The 14,875-nt window shown below is 50.1% G+C and carries 12 protein-coding genes; 7 read left to right on the top strand and 5 right to left on the bottom strand.

Annotated elements, in window-relative coordinates:
• Positions 1-64: 64 nt before the first annotated feature.
• The 3 genes from BZJ17_RS10110 to BZJ17_RS10100 all read right to left on the bottom strand — a co-directional run bounded on the left by BZJ17_RS10110 (position 65) and on the right by BZJ17_RS10100 (position 4,790).
• Positions 65-2,017: a DNA topoisomerase III gene (locus tag BZJ17_RS10110; RefSeq protein WP_077640621.1), complete on the bottom strand. Its 1,953-nt coding sequence runs from the start codon at positions 2,015-2,017 to the stop codon at positions 65-67.
• Positions 2,018-2,115: 98 nt separating this feature from the next.
• Complete coding sequence (locus tag BZJ17_RS10105; RefSeq protein WP_077640617.1) at positions 2,116-2,664, bottom strand: NAD(P)H nitroreductase; 549 nt, start codon at positions 2,662-2,664, stop codon at positions 2,116-2,118.
• Between the two features lie 113 nt (positions 2,665-2,777).
• On the bottom strand, positions 2,778-4,790 hold the full coding sequence (locus BZJ17_RS10100) for an NADPH-dependent 2,4-dienoyl-CoA reductase (RefSeq protein ID WP_077640616.1): 2,013 nt from the start codon (positions 4,788-4,790) through the stop codon (positions 2,778-2,780).
• 214 nt (positions 4,791-5,004) lie between these two features.
• Between BZJ17_RS10100 and sppA the strand changes: the two genes are divergently transcribed.
• From sppA to BZJ17_RS10080, 4 genes are all read left to right on the top strand, one after another.
• Positions 5,005-6,891 carry a signal peptide peptidase SppA gene (sppA, locus tag BZJ17_RS10095; RefSeq protein WP_077640615.1) on the top strand — a complete coding sequence of 629 codons (1,887 nt, stop codon included), beginning with the start codon at positions 5,005-5,007 and terminating at the stop codon, positions 6,889-6,891.
• A 134-nt stretch (positions 6,892-7,025) separates the two neighbouring features.
• A complete protein-coding gene (gene ansA / locus BZJ17_RS10090; RefSeq protein WP_077640620.1) occupies positions 7,026-8,039 on the top strand; it encodes an asparaginase in 1,014 nt (337 codons plus the stop codon).
• A gap of 108 nt (positions 8,040-8,147) precedes the next feature.
• Positions 8,148-8,816: a glutathione S-transferase family protein gene (locus BZJ17_RS10085; RefSeq protein WP_077640614.1), complete on the top strand. Its 669-nt coding sequence runs from the start codon at positions 8,148-8,150 to the stop codon at positions 8,814-8,816.
• A 124-nt stretch (positions 8,817-8,940) separates the two neighbouring features.
• The gene (locus tag BZJ17_RS10080) at positions 8,941-10,245 is read left to right on the top strand and encodes a YjiH family protein (protein ID WP_077640613.1); all 1,305 of its coding nucleotides are present in this window, start codon (positions 8,941-8,943) and stop codon (positions 10,243-10,245) included.
• A gap of 57 nt (positions 10,246-10,302) precedes the next feature.
• Here BZJ17_RS10080 and BZJ17_RS10075 read toward each other — a convergent pair whose 3' ends face one another.
• Positions 10,303-10,584: a DUF1315 family protein gene (locus BZJ17_RS10075; RefSeq protein WP_069590022.1), complete on the bottom strand. Its 282-nt coding sequence runs from the start codon at positions 10,582-10,584 to the stop codon at positions 10,303-10,305.
• A 152-nt stretch (positions 10,585-10,736) separates the two neighbouring features.
• On the opposite strand from BZJ17_RS10075, the gene BZJ17_RS10070 reads away from it, so the two are divergent.
• From BZJ17_RS10070 to BZJ17_RS10060, 3 genes are all read left to right on the top strand, one after another.
• Positions 10,737-11,597 (top strand): DUF2989 domain-containing protein, encoded by an 861-nt coding sequence (locus BZJ17_RS10070; protein WP_077640612.1) that lies wholly within the window; start codon positions 10,737-10,739, stop codon positions 11,595-11,597.
• 365 nt (positions 11,598-11,962) lie between these two features.
• Entirely contained in the window at positions 11,963-12,958 is a 996-nt protein-coding gene (gene gapA / locus BZJ17_RS10065) for a glyceraldehyde-3-phosphate dehydrogenase (protein WP_069590018.1), read from the top strand.
• A 92-nt stretch (positions 12,959-13,050) separates the two neighbouring features.
• Positions 13,051-13,944, top strand: a complete 894-nt coding sequence (locus BZJ17_RS10060) for a D-hexose-6-phosphate mutarotase (RefSeq protein ID WP_077640611.1) — start codon at positions 13,051-13,053, stop codon at positions 13,942-13,944.
• Positions 13,945-14,038: 94 nt separating this feature from the next.
• On the opposite strand, the gene BZJ17_RS10055 is transcribed toward BZJ17_RS10060, so the two are convergent.
• Complete coding sequence (locus BZJ17_RS10055; protein WP_077640610.1) at positions 14,039-14,794, bottom strand: MipA/OmpV family protein; 756 nt, start codon at positions 14,792-14,794, stop codon at positions 14,039-14,041.
• Between the last annotated feature and the right edge of the window lie 81 nt (positions 14,795-14,875).

Here is a 14,875-nt window from a genome sequence, read left to right as displayed (position 1 = left end):
CTCTTTTTGTTTGTCATGACGTTAGTGGGCTGTATTGCCGCTTATGCGTTTTAATCCCATAGCATCAGCCTGTAGACGCTTGTCGTTTGGGTGCACGCTTGCGCCGGGGCGTTTTATCCCCCGTGCGACGTTTACGGGTAAATTGACGCTTGGGTGGCGGCGGTAAGTTCTTCAACGATGTGGGGGGCGGTGCGGTTTTTACCGTCTCAATCAAACCTTGTAATTGTTCGGTCAATGCATGCATAAAAGGTTGATAGGCGCATTTTTTTTCTGCCATGTCTTGCAGTTGGCGCTCCCATTGTGCGGTCATATCTGGATAGGTCGCGCTCTCCGGCAACGCGGCGATTAGCCCTTTTCCACTCGGTGTCGCATGTAAGGTTTTGCCTTGGCGCTGTAACAAGCCACGCTTTAGCAACAACTCGATGATCCCGGCTCGGGTTGCTTCAGTCCCTAAACCATCGGTTTCTCGTAAAATATCCTTCAGTTTTTTATCTTGCACATAGCGACCGATCCCCGTCATCGCCTGCAACAAACTCGATTCGGTAAAGGCGGCCGGCGGCTCCGTCATACAATCTTTTATCTCACCGCGCTCACACACTAGTTGCTCGCCCGGCTGTAAGTGAGGCAAGGGGCTCGCTGACGCCTCAGCTACTTGCGTATTCGGCAGTAGCGAACGCCAACCTGCAACGGTCAGGACTTTTCCTTTGGCTATAAAGCAACCGCCCGCGATATCAAACACCAGTTTGCCTTCTGCATATTCCGCCGGTGGATAAAATTGCATGAGATACTGGCGCGCGATGAGCTGGTAAAGCTTGGCTTCATCACTAGAAAGCCCAGCAAGCGCCGCTTTTGCGGTGGGAATAATGGCATGGTGCGCGCCGACCTTTGCATCGTTCCATGCTTTGTTCTTTCTAGAGGTATCTGCCTGATCGCACGCATCGATAAGCGGTTCGCACCCTTGTTGAATCGCTTGCACGACTTTACCTGCCTCCGCAAAGTGGCCCTTAGGCAGGTATCGACAGTCCGAACGCGGATAGGTAATCAATTTATGTCGCTCATAAAGCTGCTGGCAGATATCTAGCGCTTTTTGCGCACTAAAGCCAAACCGTTTGGATGCATCAATTTGCAGGGCCGACAAATTATAGGGCAGCGGCGCAGCCTGCTTACGGGTTTGACGCTCGGCCTCTGTCACCTTTGCCGGTTGGCCAGCAATACGATTAGCAACATTCTCAGCCAGAGCGCGAGAAATTACGCGCCCTTGTGCATCTTGCCATTGCGCGCACGCGTCACTAGGCTGCCATCTAGCTCGGATCATTTCACATTGATACGGCAACAGAGCATCGAGTTGATAGAAAGGATGAGGGACAAAGTCTTCGATCTCTTGGTCGCGACGGACCACCAAACCCAGTACTGGGGTTTGAACACGTCCTACAGACAGCACGCCTTGGTAACCCGCTTGTTGACCGAGTAACGTGTAGGCACGTGACAAATTCATCCCATAGAGCCAATCAGCGCGAGAGCGCGCCAAAGCTGACACCGACAGAGGAACAAAGGCGTGATTGTCACCCATTTTGTTGAGCGCTTTTTTCACGGCCGACACGTTTAGATCGCTGACTAACAAGCGCTGAATACGTGCCYTTTTCGCTGTACTCACTCCCGCATAATCAATGACTTCATCAACCAGTAGTTGTCCTTCGCGATCAGGATCACCTGCGTGTACGAGGTGATCAAACTGCTTGATCAGTTTTTTCACGATCGCTAATTGACCAGCCGCTGACTTACGCGGACGCAGTTTCCATTGCTGAGGCACGATAGGCAGATGTGCTAACTTCCATTGCTTGTACTGGCTGTCATACGCGTCCGGCTCGACTTGCTCAAGCAAGTGGCCGATACACCATGTCACCACATCACCGTTGGCGGTTTCGATATAGCCTTTGTGGTTTTTTTGCGGTTTGGACAAACCGGCGGCAATGGCTCTGCCGAGGCTGGGCTTCTCGGCGATAAATAGGCGCGCCATATCACTCTCTAACTCTGTGCAATGAACCACATGGTATGCAAAGCGTATGGCGGGCGCAATAAAAAACCTGTACATATGCACAGGTCTTTAAAAGTGAATTAGAGATACTTCACGTATTTGCTGGTATCACGCGTTGGCGCATTAGCCGGTGCGCAATCTGGGGTGCCGAGATACAAAAAGCCGACAATCGCATCATCACCATCTACATCTAGCGCTTGGCGCACAACAGGGTGATAGGCAAAGGTGCCGGTACGCCAAAACCCTTGAAAACCTTGCGCAACTGCTGCCATTTGCATTGCTTGGGTGGCACAACCGGCGGAGATATGCTGTTCAATCGTCGGGACTTTTTCATGAAAGCGTGTACGCGCAATGACCGCAATGACCATCGGTGCGCGAAACGGTGCTTGTTTGGCTTTTTCTATCGCAGTATCGTCCGCGCCATCGGCTTTCGCGGCCTCCACTAAAATCTGAGATAGCCGCGTTAATCCTTCACCTTCACACACCACAAACTGCCAAGGCGTTAATGCTCCGTGATCAGGGGCGCGCAACCCAGCTTGAAGAATGTTCTCTAACATTTGGCCGCTTGGCGCTGGCTCGGCTAAACGTGGAATAGAGCGGCGCTGTAATAGCAAATCAAGTGCGTTCATGGTCTTTTCCTTGTAACCCGTATATGCAACCACGGTATCACCGCAGCGTATCGAACTGATTGCTTTATGCTAACACAGCCACTGCGCGACAAAGTCGCGCAGTTTATACGGGTTTACAGCGCGAGTGCGGTTTCAATGCCCTGACGAATGGCCCGTTTAGCATCTAGCTCTCCCGCATGCTCCGCCCCGCCAATCAAATGGAATGGCAAACCTTCCGCCTCAAGTGTCTTGGCCAACGCATTCACAGACTCTTGACCAGCACAGAGAATAATCTGGTCGGCAGGAATGACATGAGGCTCATCTTTGATGCTGATGTGTAATCCCCCATCATCAATTTTATGGTAGGTCACACCGCCCACTAAATTTACACCTCGTTTTTGCAAAGTTTTACGATGGATCCAACCTGTGGTTTTCCCTGGGCCTTTGCCAACACGGCCTTCCCGACGCTGCAGGACCCATACTTGCTTGTCACTCTTGGTGTCATGGGCAGGGTACAATCCCCCTTCGTGGGAAATGGTTTTATCGATCCCCCACTCTTTCAACCAGTCATCCAGTTGTTGATTCGCAGGTTCAGTGATCATAGTGGCCACATCCACGCCGATCCCGCCCGCGCCGATAATCGCAATGTGACTCCCCAACTCAGGTTGCTCACGAATAAAGGTTTGATAGTCAATCACCTTAGGATGATTAATGCCCTCAATCGCGGGGCGGCGAGGCTTAACCCCCGTTGCAACCACTACCTCATCGAATTCCCTGAGGGTGTCGACCTCAACACTGTGATTAAGATGGACGGTGACACCGGCTTTCTCCAAACGACGCAAGTAATAGCGAATGGTCTCTTGGAACTCTTCTTTGCCGGGAATGGTCATCGCTAAATTAAACTGCCCACCTAAGCGATCAGATTTTTCAAACAAGGTCACTGTATGGCCTCGCTCAGCCGCTTCGGTGGCACAGCTGATCCCAGCCATTCCGCCTCCCACGACAGCCACCGTTTTCACTTGCCGAACTGGCGTCGCCACTAACTCTGTTTCGTAGCAAGCTTTCGGGTTCACCAAGCAACTGGCTCGCTTACCTTTAAACACATGATCCAAGCACGCTTGGTTACAGGCAATACAGGTATTGATGTCCTCCGATTGCCCAGCCTTAGCTTTGGCAACAAAGGCAGCATCGGCCAAGAAAGGACGTGCCATCGAAACCATATCAGCCTGACCGCTAGCGAGAATCTGTTCGGCCACCTCTGGGGTATTAATTCGGTTGCAGGTAACCAGAGGCACCGACACCTCACCTTTGAGCTTTTCTGTCACCCAACTAAAGGCGCCACGAGGAACTTGCGTTGCGATGGTTGGAACGCGCGCTTCATGCCAGCCAATACCGGTATTAATAATGGTGACACCGGCCTGCTCTAGGCCTTTCGCTAGCGCGACCACATCGTCAAAGGTGTTGCCTTGCTCGACCAAATCCAACATTGATAATCGGAAGATCACAATAAAATCGTCACCGGCCGCTTTTCTTACCGCACGCATGACTTCCACGGCAAAACGCATGCGATTTTCCACCGAGCCGCCCCATTGATCATAACGGCGGTTGGCACGATGGCAGAAAAATTGGTTGATGAGATAACCTTCAGATCCCATGATTTCAACCCCGTCATAACCCGCTTCTCGCGCGAGCGCGGCGCTGCGGCCGAAGGCTTTGATCGTACGCCAAATCGACCTCTCGCTCATGGCAAAAGGCGTGAACTTACTGATTGGAGCGCGGATTGCGGAGGCACTTTGGGCAAACGGATGGAAGGCATAACGTCCGGCATGAAGCAATTGGAGTGCTATCTTTCCGCCATTAGCGTGTACCGCATCTGTGATGGCTCGATGAGCACGAGCGGCACGCCCAGAGCTAAACTGTGCGCTAAATGGAGTCAATCGACCGCGAAAATTCGGCGAAAAGCCACCAGTAACAATTAAGCCAACGTCGCCTTTCGCGCGCTCTGCGTAAAAGGCTGCGAGCTTTTTAAAACCGTCATTGGCTTCTTCCAATCCGGTATGCATCGAGCCCATCAGAACGCGGTTTTTCAATGTTGTAAACCCGAGGTCTAGCGGGGCTAGCATATGGGGGTAAGAGTGCTGTTCCATTGCTTGCTCACTTATTGTTGTGGTCTGACCAGACTATAGCGCTGTCGGCTACTGTTTTTCAAACGTTCGTTTACAAACCAGCAACATCGATTGTCGAATAGTTGATCTCAGTAGGAATTTCCTCCCCACTCTGTCGGATACGGGATAAGCTTGGGCTATCGATCCTTGCAGTGATCAGCTAGGATATCAGCGACATATATCGATGGATTAGAGTATGAAAAAACTGTTTCGCTTCATTGCATCTTTGTTCCGATGGCTTTGGGTTGCTATTGGGTTCGTGCGTCAGCTTTTGTTAAATGTGCTTTTCATTGCTGTTATTGTGGGCATTTATTGGGCGATAACCGCCGATTCACCGCTGCCAACCGGTGACACAACCGCGAAAAAAGCCGTTCAAGCTGAACCCGCCCCGCACGCGTTGTTACTGAATATAAACGGCCCCATTGTTGAACAGCGCCGTCGTATCGATCCGATCGATACCCTCTCACGCAACGCGCTCGGACAACCGATTGAAACCGAAAACGTACTCTTTGATATCGTCGATACCATCCGCCATGCCGCGACGGATGATAAAATTAACGGGTTGGTGCTTAGCCTAGGCGACATGCCATCCACGAGCCTGACCAAGCTTCGCTATATCGCCAAAGCTATCGATGAGTTCAAGCAAAGTGGTAAAGCGGTCGTGGCGAGTGGTGGGATGTATAGCCAAAGTCAGTACTATTTAGCGAGCTATGCTGACGAAATTCTGATGTCACCAGATGGCATGGTGATGCTCCAAGGGTATGGCAGTTACAACCTGTATTGGAAGGATCTACTCGATAAATTAGATGTCTCGACTCACGTTTTCCGAGTCGGCACCTATAAGTCCTTTGTCGAACCCTATACACGCACCGACATGTCTCCACAGGCGCGTGAAGCGAATCAAGCATGGCTCGACCAGCTTTGGAACGCGTATGTAACCGATGTGGCGAAAAACCGTGGCATTAAAGCGACGATGTTCTCTCCCTCTGCCGATACACTCATTACCTCATTAGAGGCGTTTGGGGGAGATTTTGCGTCGCTTTCCAAACATATTGGCATTGTTGATGAGTTGATGACCCGTCAAGAGATCCGTCGTTATCTTGCCGATAAATTTGGCAGCGACGGGGAAGACAGTTTTGAGTACACCAGCTACTACGACTATCTACCCAAAATTCAATCTCGCTTTGCCATCCCCGGTGACAATAATATTGCCGTCGTTGTCGCCAGTGGCCCGATTATGGATGGCGTTCAGCGCCCAGGAACCGTCGGTGGTGATACCACGGCGGCGATGCTACGCGATGCTCGCCTTGACGACAGTGTTAAAGCAGTTGTGTTGCGTGTAGATAGCCCAGGCGGTAGTGCGTTTGCTTCTGAAATTATCCGCAATGAGGTCGATGCACTGCGCGAAGCTGGTAAGCCTGTGGTGGTTTCTATGTCTAGCGTCGCGGCTTCTGGCGGCTACTGGATCTCTGCCAGCGCAGATCGCATCGTCGCACAGCCAACCACCATTACCGGCTCTATCGGTATCTTTAGCCTGTTCACCACCTTTGAGAACACGCTGGAAGATATTGGTGTCCACACAGATGGCGTAGGCACAACCCCTTTCTCGGGAGTTGGTGTAACTCGGGCCTTGCCTGAAGATGTCAGCCAAATCATGCAACTGGGCATTGAGCACGGCTATCACCGCTTTATTTCCTTGGTTAGCACGCACCGCAACCTGTCTTTGGAAGAAACAGATAAAGTAGCTCAAGGTCGCGTATGGACCGGTAGCGACGCGCTGAAATTCGGGTTAGTCGATCAATTAGGCGACTTTGATGATGCGGTGAAACAAGCAGCAGAATTGGCGGGCTTGGAAAACTATCAGCTGGATTGGATGCAAAAACCACTGACGCCGTTCGAGCAGTTTATGACTGAGATGCTCGGCCAAACCGCGTCGGTTTTTGGCCAAGCGATGCAGGCGAACCTCCCGACGTTTGCAAGCCAGTTACTGGCGTCACCGCAGTTACAATCGGTGACAATGCTCGAACAATTTAACGATCCTCAAGGCCGTTACTTGTTCTGCTTAAATTGCCAGTATCAGTAGCACGCTTTGCTCCGGCCGTCCTGGTCGGAGCTTTATCCCAAAGTTTTCCTCGATTCTGTGTGGTTACGCAGTACCAACCATGTAATGGTTACATGTATACTGTGCTCACGCTCATTTAATGCAGATTTGTCATGATGGAACGTAAACATATTTATATCGCCTACACGGGCGGCACCATCGGCATGCAGAAATCCGATCATGGCTATGTGCCTGTTTCTGGGTTTCTACAGCAACAGCTCGAAAACATGCCAGAATTCCATCGTCCAGAAATGCCTCGTTTTACCATTCATGAGTACGAACCACTCATTGATTCATCGGATATGACGCCAGAGGATTGGCAACGCATTGCTGACGATATTGGAGCGAATTACGACGACTACGATGGTTTTGTGATCTTACATGGTACCGACACCATGGCGTATACCGCCTCGGCGTTGTCGTTCATGTTAGAGAACTTGGAAAAACCTGTGATTGTCACCGGATCTCAGATCCCCATTGCCGAGCTTCGCTCTGACGGACAGGCGAACTTATTGAACGCCCTGCATATTGCAGCGAACTATCCGGTAAATGAAGTGACTTTATTCTTCAATAATCAATTACTGCGCGGTAATCGTAGTACCAAATCGCATGCAGATGGATTTAATGCGTTCACTTCACCGAATTTACCCGCACTGTTGGAAGCGGGCATTCATATCGAAGTGAAAGCCACCGTTCTTAATCAGCCGGCACAAGGTCCGTTTAAAGTACATACCATCAACGACCAACCAGTGGCTGTGATTATGATGTATCCGGGGATCTCACCCGACGTGGTACGCAATGCATTAAAGCAACCTGTTAATGCCATGATTTTACTTACGTTTGGGGTGGGTAATGCACCGCAGAACCCTGAGCTACTGTCGCTACTCAAACAAGCAACAGAACGCGGGGTGTTGGTACTGAACTTAACCCAATGTTTGGCTGGACGTGTCAATATGGGGGGATATGCCACTGGCTGTGCCCTTGCTGATGCCGGCGTACTCAGCGGCTACGATATGACGCCTGAAGCAGCCCTCGCCAAACTCCATTTCTTGCTCAGTCAAGACTTGCCTTTTGAGACCCTTCGCACCATGGTACAAAAGGATCTACGTGGTGAGCTAAGCTATTACTAGCTCGTCTCAAGTTTGGTCAAAAAATCATGAGTTTGTGAAGCCGACAATGATGTCGGCTTTTTTATCTGCTAATTTAGTCATACATTTCGCCGATCAGGGTGTTCCACAATGATGGTGTTGCACGGTGATTCTTTATCACCACAAACGCGAAAAATTGCGCTGGCTTTACGATTTAAACGACTGAATTACGAACTGGTCCCAGCTTCTCCGTTTGAAGCGCATGAAGTCGTGCTGCGCCACCCGCCCATGCAAACAATCGTTGCACTGCTCGATGGCGGGCACACGATTTATCACGATACAATCGTGGCCGAGTACCTTGATGATGCGTACCCTGATCCTTTGCTGTATCCCGGCAATGCCCGTCACCGTGCCGATATACGCTGGATTGAATGGTATTGTTGTCACCATCTCAGCCCTTTAATCGTGGATACCCTGTTTTATCAGCGTGTAGTGCGTGGCCATATGCTCGAAAAAGACATAGACCACCAAGCCGTCAATGATGCGTTAAAAACGCTACCAGAAGCTTGCCAATACCTTTCACAACTCCTTACCCATATTCCTGCGGATAAGGTCAATATGGCCACCATCAGTGTGTGGAGTTTATTTCGTTGTGCTCAAATGGCAGGACTAGTGCTCGACAGCAGCTACACCCAGCTAAATCAGTATCTCGAAGCACTCAGCCAGCACCCGCTGTTTGGCGATTATGCACAGGAAGAGAATCACCAACTGACACCTTTTTTCGCCAGTCCAATCAGTCTCTCTGCGCCAAATGATTAGTTGGCATCAATGCTCACTGTTGGTGGAAACTGTGAGTCACTTTACGCTTTTCACCGACCAGCATTCCTTACAGCCTGTATTCTGGTATATACAAATCTAGGATTTTGTATAGCTGGAGGCTGACATGGAGCACGTCAGACAAGTTACTTCCCATTCGCAGGTGTTATGGCGCCTGTTCGGCCTGAGTGCCATTGGTATTGTGTTTTTCTTCGTTCCTATTTCTATTGATGGCAACACCACCATTCCGCTCGATCACCTTGTCAGTTGGATAAAAAGCACCTTTGGCAACCTGATCAACCTGTATGTGCTCCTGATTATTTTAGCCGGTGCCATTATGCCACTATGGACGGGGCAGTGGCGGCAAAGCGGCGGACAGAAGCTATTCACGTTATTAAAATGCATTGGTGCCGTTAGCGCATTCATGGCGCTCACCAAAATTGGCCCAGCCTTTCTCCATGAGCCTGATATCCTGCCCTTTCTGTTCAACAAACTAGTGGTCTCAGTCGGCGTGATTGTCCCCGTCGGTGCGATTTTTCTGTCCTTTTTGGTCAGTTACGGTCTACTTGAACTTATCGGTATTTTGCTCCAGCCGATTATGCGTCCCATCTGGCGAACCCCAGGCCGCTCTGCCATTGATGCGGTCGCCTCGTTTGTTGGCAGTTATTCACTCGGCTTGCTCATTACGGATAAGGTCTACAAAAATGGGCAATATTCGGTCAAAGAGGCCACCATTATCGCAACCGGTTTCTCGACCGTCTCAGCCACATTTATGATTATTGTGGCCCGTACCCTCGATTTAATGTCTCACTGGAACCTGTATTTTTGGAGTGCGTTAATCATCACTTTTATTGTCACCGCCATTACAGTGCGGCTACCGCCTATTAAAGGCTTAAGTGACAATGTGCTAGCGCCGGAACCACAAGCTATTAAGGGACAGCGCTGGGGGCTGGCTTATCAAACTGGATTATCTCAAGCCGCTCAAGCAGGCCGAGTCAGTCACAACCTGCTTGCCACCGTGAAAGATGGCTTGTTGATGACGATGACAATCTTGCCTGCGATCATGTCGGTAGGGTTGTTAGGGCTGTTAGCTGCCAAATACACCCCCGTCTTTGAGTGGTTAGGCTGGATTTTTTACCCCATCACTGCGCTATGGGGGTTAGATAACGGCCACCAGCTTGCCCAAGCTGCATCTGCTGGCTTGGCAGAAATGTTTCTGCCTGCACTGTTACTGAGTGAGGCAGACTTTGTATTACGTTTTAGTGCGGCGATTACTTGCGTGTCGAGTGTACTGTTTTTCTCCGCATCGATTCCCTGCATTCTCGCTACCAGCATTCCGATCAGCGTGTTCCGATTGGTTGTGATTTGGGCATTGCGCACGGCATTAAGTTTGATGCTTTCCATCCCCCTCGCCTTGCTCATTGCCGGCTAAATGATACAAAAACGCGCCGCTTTAACAGGCGGCGCGTACCACGGTCGCAGCGGCTCATCAGTGCTTCGTCTTTACATCAATACGCACTTCGTCCGGCTTCGCAAACTCACGTTTTAACTCTGCTTTCGATTTGAACGTTACCTGTCCACCTTTAGCAACCGTCATATGCTGAGGCTGTTCGTTATGTCGCGATTGGTAAAGCATCACCGCTTGAAGTGCTTGATCACGTTGGGTTTGGTTAAGCGCTGTTCCATCGGGCCACTTTCCCGTTTCGACGGCATAACACAAGCGATCGTAAACCTCTGGTGTCATCGCTTTTAACAGTTGTTCAATATCCATGGATGGCTCCGCTTTTTGACATGTCCCTATTATGCCTTAACCGACCTGCCTTTCGGCATCTCGAGTTCAGTGCGCAAAATCACGCTTTAGGACATAAACTACACTTAGATTTGAAGTATACTCACCGCAACTGATTGAGGATACGAACAACCATGCATTTGAGATTACCTAAATCACTCACTGCTGCTCCCTTTGCTGGCGTAATGCTTTTGCTACTGGCTGGCTGTGAGGGAGAACCGACCACCAACCAAGTGTGTGATACGCATCCTGAATTGTGCGAAGGGTTAAACATTGGTGATGGCCAATGCCGTTTTGAGCGTTCAGACTTGATTTTCAAACGGTTAGCTGTGGATGAAAAGCCCAGTGATCTCAATAAACTGGCCGAACTCAAACAGACGCAAGTCTATTTACGCTGCATGGAGCTGGTTGCGGGAATCGAACCAACCACTCTAAAAGAGCGAAAAACGAAGCGCACCGAAGCGGTCTATCACGCCTATGATTCTATCGAACGCTTAGAACGCGAATTGAAAGACTCGTATCAACCACCGGTGATTTATTACCGCTGGTCACAAGGCGATAACAGCGCTTTACCTCAATTTCTAAAACTTGAGGGAACACAGCATCTTGAAACGCCCCAGCTTCAACTTGGACTCGCCACCTATTACGTCTCTCGTGACAGGCCCAAAACCGTTCGTATCTTGTTGCATGTGCTTGAGCTGTATGACGGCAACGATGAAGAGGTACGTGACGAAGTGATCCCTGAAGCGATTAAATCCTTAGCGACCACCAACCATGCGTTGGAGCGCTTCGATCATGCGTATCTATGGGCCAAAGTGGGTAAAGACTATAACTTACCCATTGCCGATAGCGATCGGTTAGCACGGCTGTATCCTCTGTCAGAGGAACGCCGCAACCAGTTGGAAAGCTTAGCAAAAGACATCTCTTCGGCGATCCGAGACGGTGATTTCGAAGCCACGCTAGTCAACGCGCTGGACCCCAAAGAACCGACCTAACATCAAAGCGCCTGCGCCTGCGAATGCGGGCGCTTCCCTCTATCTGTCAGTAATTTACCAACCCATTGCTCGCCAATAAATAACGGAATTGATGTGCTTGCCTTTCACGATTGCGCATCTGCTTCTACGCTTTTCAGTACACCAGCAGTCATCCAATACCTCACCTTTTCGTTTTGTACCTATTGGTCAAAGAAGGGGCAGGTAGAGTCGCAGGGGCGCAAAATGTTTAGGTGATGTAAAAAAAATCCGTACTTTTTTTTGACTTTAAACAATTTTGGGCGCGATTACCCTTGCATGGACGGGTCCTATTCTGTAATTTTACTACCAGTTTCATCTCACTAGAAATTAAGTTGTGGAGCAACATAATGACTATCAAAGTAGGTATTAACGGTTTTGGTCGTATCGGCCGCTTCGTATTCCGTGCTTCTGTAGAGCGCGACGACATTGAAGTAGTAGCAATCAACGACCTGATTGACGTTGAGTATATGGCTTACATGCTGAAGTACGACTCAACTCACGGCCGCTTCAACGGCACTGTTGAAGTGAAAGACGGCAACCTGATCGTTAACGGTAAGAAAGTACGTGTAACGGCAGAGCGCAACCCAGCAGATCTTAAGTGGGATGAGGCTGGTGTTGACGTTGTTGCTGAAGCAACTGGTATCTTCCTGACTGACGAAACAGCGCGTCAGCACATCCAAGCGGGTGCGAAGAAAGTTGTTCTGACTGGTCCATCTAAAGACGCAACACCAATGTTCGTTATGGGTGTTAACCACAGCGAGTATGCGGGTCAAGATATCGTGTCTAACGCGTCTTGTACCACTAACTGCCTAGCGCCAATCGCGAAAGTACTGAACGACAAGTTCGGTATCGAGTCTGGCCTGATGACCACTGTTCACGCAACCACTGCAACTCAGAAAACTGTTGACGGTCCTTCTGCGAAAGACTGGCGCGGTGGCCGTGGTGCGTCTCAGAACATCATCCCATCTTCAACTGGTGCAGCGAAAGCCGTTGGTAAAGTATTGCCTGAGCTGAACGGTAAACTGACTGGTATGGCGTTCCGCGTACCAACTGCCAACGTTTCTGTTGTTGACCTGACTGTCAACCTAGAGAAAGCAGCATCTTACGAGCAAATCTGTGCCGCGATGAAAGAAGCGTCTGAAGGTGAGCTGAAAGGTGTTCTTGGTTACACTGAAGATGCGGTTGTTTCTCAAGACTTCATCGGTGAAGTACAGACATCAGTATTCGATGCCAAAGCAGGTATCGCACTGACCGACAAATTCGTTAAAGTTGTGTCTTGGTACGACAACGAAATCGGCTACTCAAACAAAGTACTTGACCTAGTTGCACACATCTCTAAGTAAGTTGCAATTAGCCTAGTATTGATTAAAGGCGGCCGTTGGCCGCCTTTTGTTTATGGGCTCTATGCCGTTTCTGCGCAATAAAGGACGCGATTATGACTTCTCATACTCTGCACTTCGAGCGCCGGCTCTCGGCGTCAGTTGATTTATGTTATCGCCAAGCCGTCCCCGTTCTTCGGATTCAACATCCAGCCTGTGATGCGACCATCAGTCAATTTGGGGCACACTTACTGTCATTTTCTCCACGCGATGCGGCGCCGCTAATTTGGATGAGTGGCAATGCAGTCTACGATGCAAAAACACCTCTACGAGGTGGCATTCCTGTTTGCTTTCCTTGGTTCGGCCAAACGGGCTCTCCCTCTCATGGCTTTGCACGCCGCGTGATGTGGGACATTCAACACATTGAAGAAGATGCACAAGGTGTGACGATTCAATTATCGCTGCTCCCCTCTGCGAAAACCCGTGCACTGTGGCCACACGATTTTGAAGCCATTATGACATTTAGGCTCACCCACACACTCGATGTCGCTTTAACAGTAAAAAACACCGACTCACTGCCATTTAAGATCGGAGGCGCCCTGCACAGTTACCTTTCCGTTGCGGATAGTGAACAAGCAACCGTCGCGGGTGTGGGAAGCCACTATCTCGACAATTTCAGCCACGGACAGAGAAAGCCCGCCTCTGGCACCGTGACTTTTGAAGAACCCGTCGACCGCATTTATACCGACTCAGCCTCGTCATTAACCCTGACTGATACGGCAGGATATCGACGTATTGTCGTCAATAATCAAGGCGAGACGAGCGCAGTCGTCTGGAATCCAGGCCAAGCCGCTTCGGTACAAATGTCTGATATGGACGACGACGGCTATCTACATTTTGTCTGTATTGAAGCCGCCATTGAGCAGCCCAGTATTCAGCTGGCACCGGGAGAAAGTCACACACTGACTACCTGTATTCATGACGAAAAACATGGTGAGTTGCTGTTCTAGATAATCTGCAAACACGAAAAAGGCAGCCTACGCTGCCTTTTTGCATGTTGGTCGTGGCCAAGCGAATAGGCTAACCACTCGCTGGTGGCCTGAATCAATAAAAAATATAATTCACGCCAAGGTAGCCTGAAGTCGCCGTTGATTGGTCTACCATTGGGCTATCTGCAATGTTGTCATCTAGATTGGTGTAACGCACCCCACCAAGCAGCTGGATTCGCTCTGTCAGCATCACATAACCACTTGCACCAATAAAATAGTGTCCCGCAGAGCCGGGCTCGTAGGCGGATAGTCCAGAGCGTGACGCCTCCGCGGCGCTGATCCCATAAAGGTGTTGATTAAGGTCACTACTGTTGTAGGAATACCCCACCTCGGGTGAAATCCCCCATCGCTGGCGGTTCATCCCATATTTCCAGCTGACTTCCCCGTACAAACCATCTCTATCATGGGTCATCCCCTCACCGACTAATGCTTGGAATCGGCCGATTGGTGAGTGGTATTGATACGCTAGAGCCAAAACAACCGACGTATCGCGCTTATCAAGTAAACTTAGCTGTGGGTCATCGGTATCTGCAGGATCAAAACGACGTGGATCATAGGTCGTCGATAGGACGAGGTTATGCGTGGCATCCTTGGGAGCCAAACGCGCGCCTGCGGTAAGTCCTCGGAAATAGAAATGGTCAGTATCGACATTAATGGTCGGTACGATCAGCGGGTCGGTATCGGTGTCCTTATAAGGCTGGGGAGAAAAAGCGGCTAGGACACCGGCTGACACACGTGTTTCTGCCGAAACACTTCCCGCGGCGAGTATGAGGCACGAAGCCGCCACCGCTTTAACAAGCTTAACAGTCATTATTCTTCCTTAATTTGCTGGTCAACGCACAATTTAGAATTAGGCCAGTAGCTGTCCATAAACCACACTTATCGTGGACAC

Origin of the sequence: Salinivibrio sp. IB574 (assembly GCF_001996205.1) — a bacterium.
Taxonomy (GTDB): Bacteria; Pseudomonadota; Gammaproteobacteria; order Enterobacterales; family Vibrionaceae; genus Salinivibrio; species Salinivibrio proteolyticus.
This window is presented reverse-complemented; position numbering and strand designations above follow the sequence as displayed.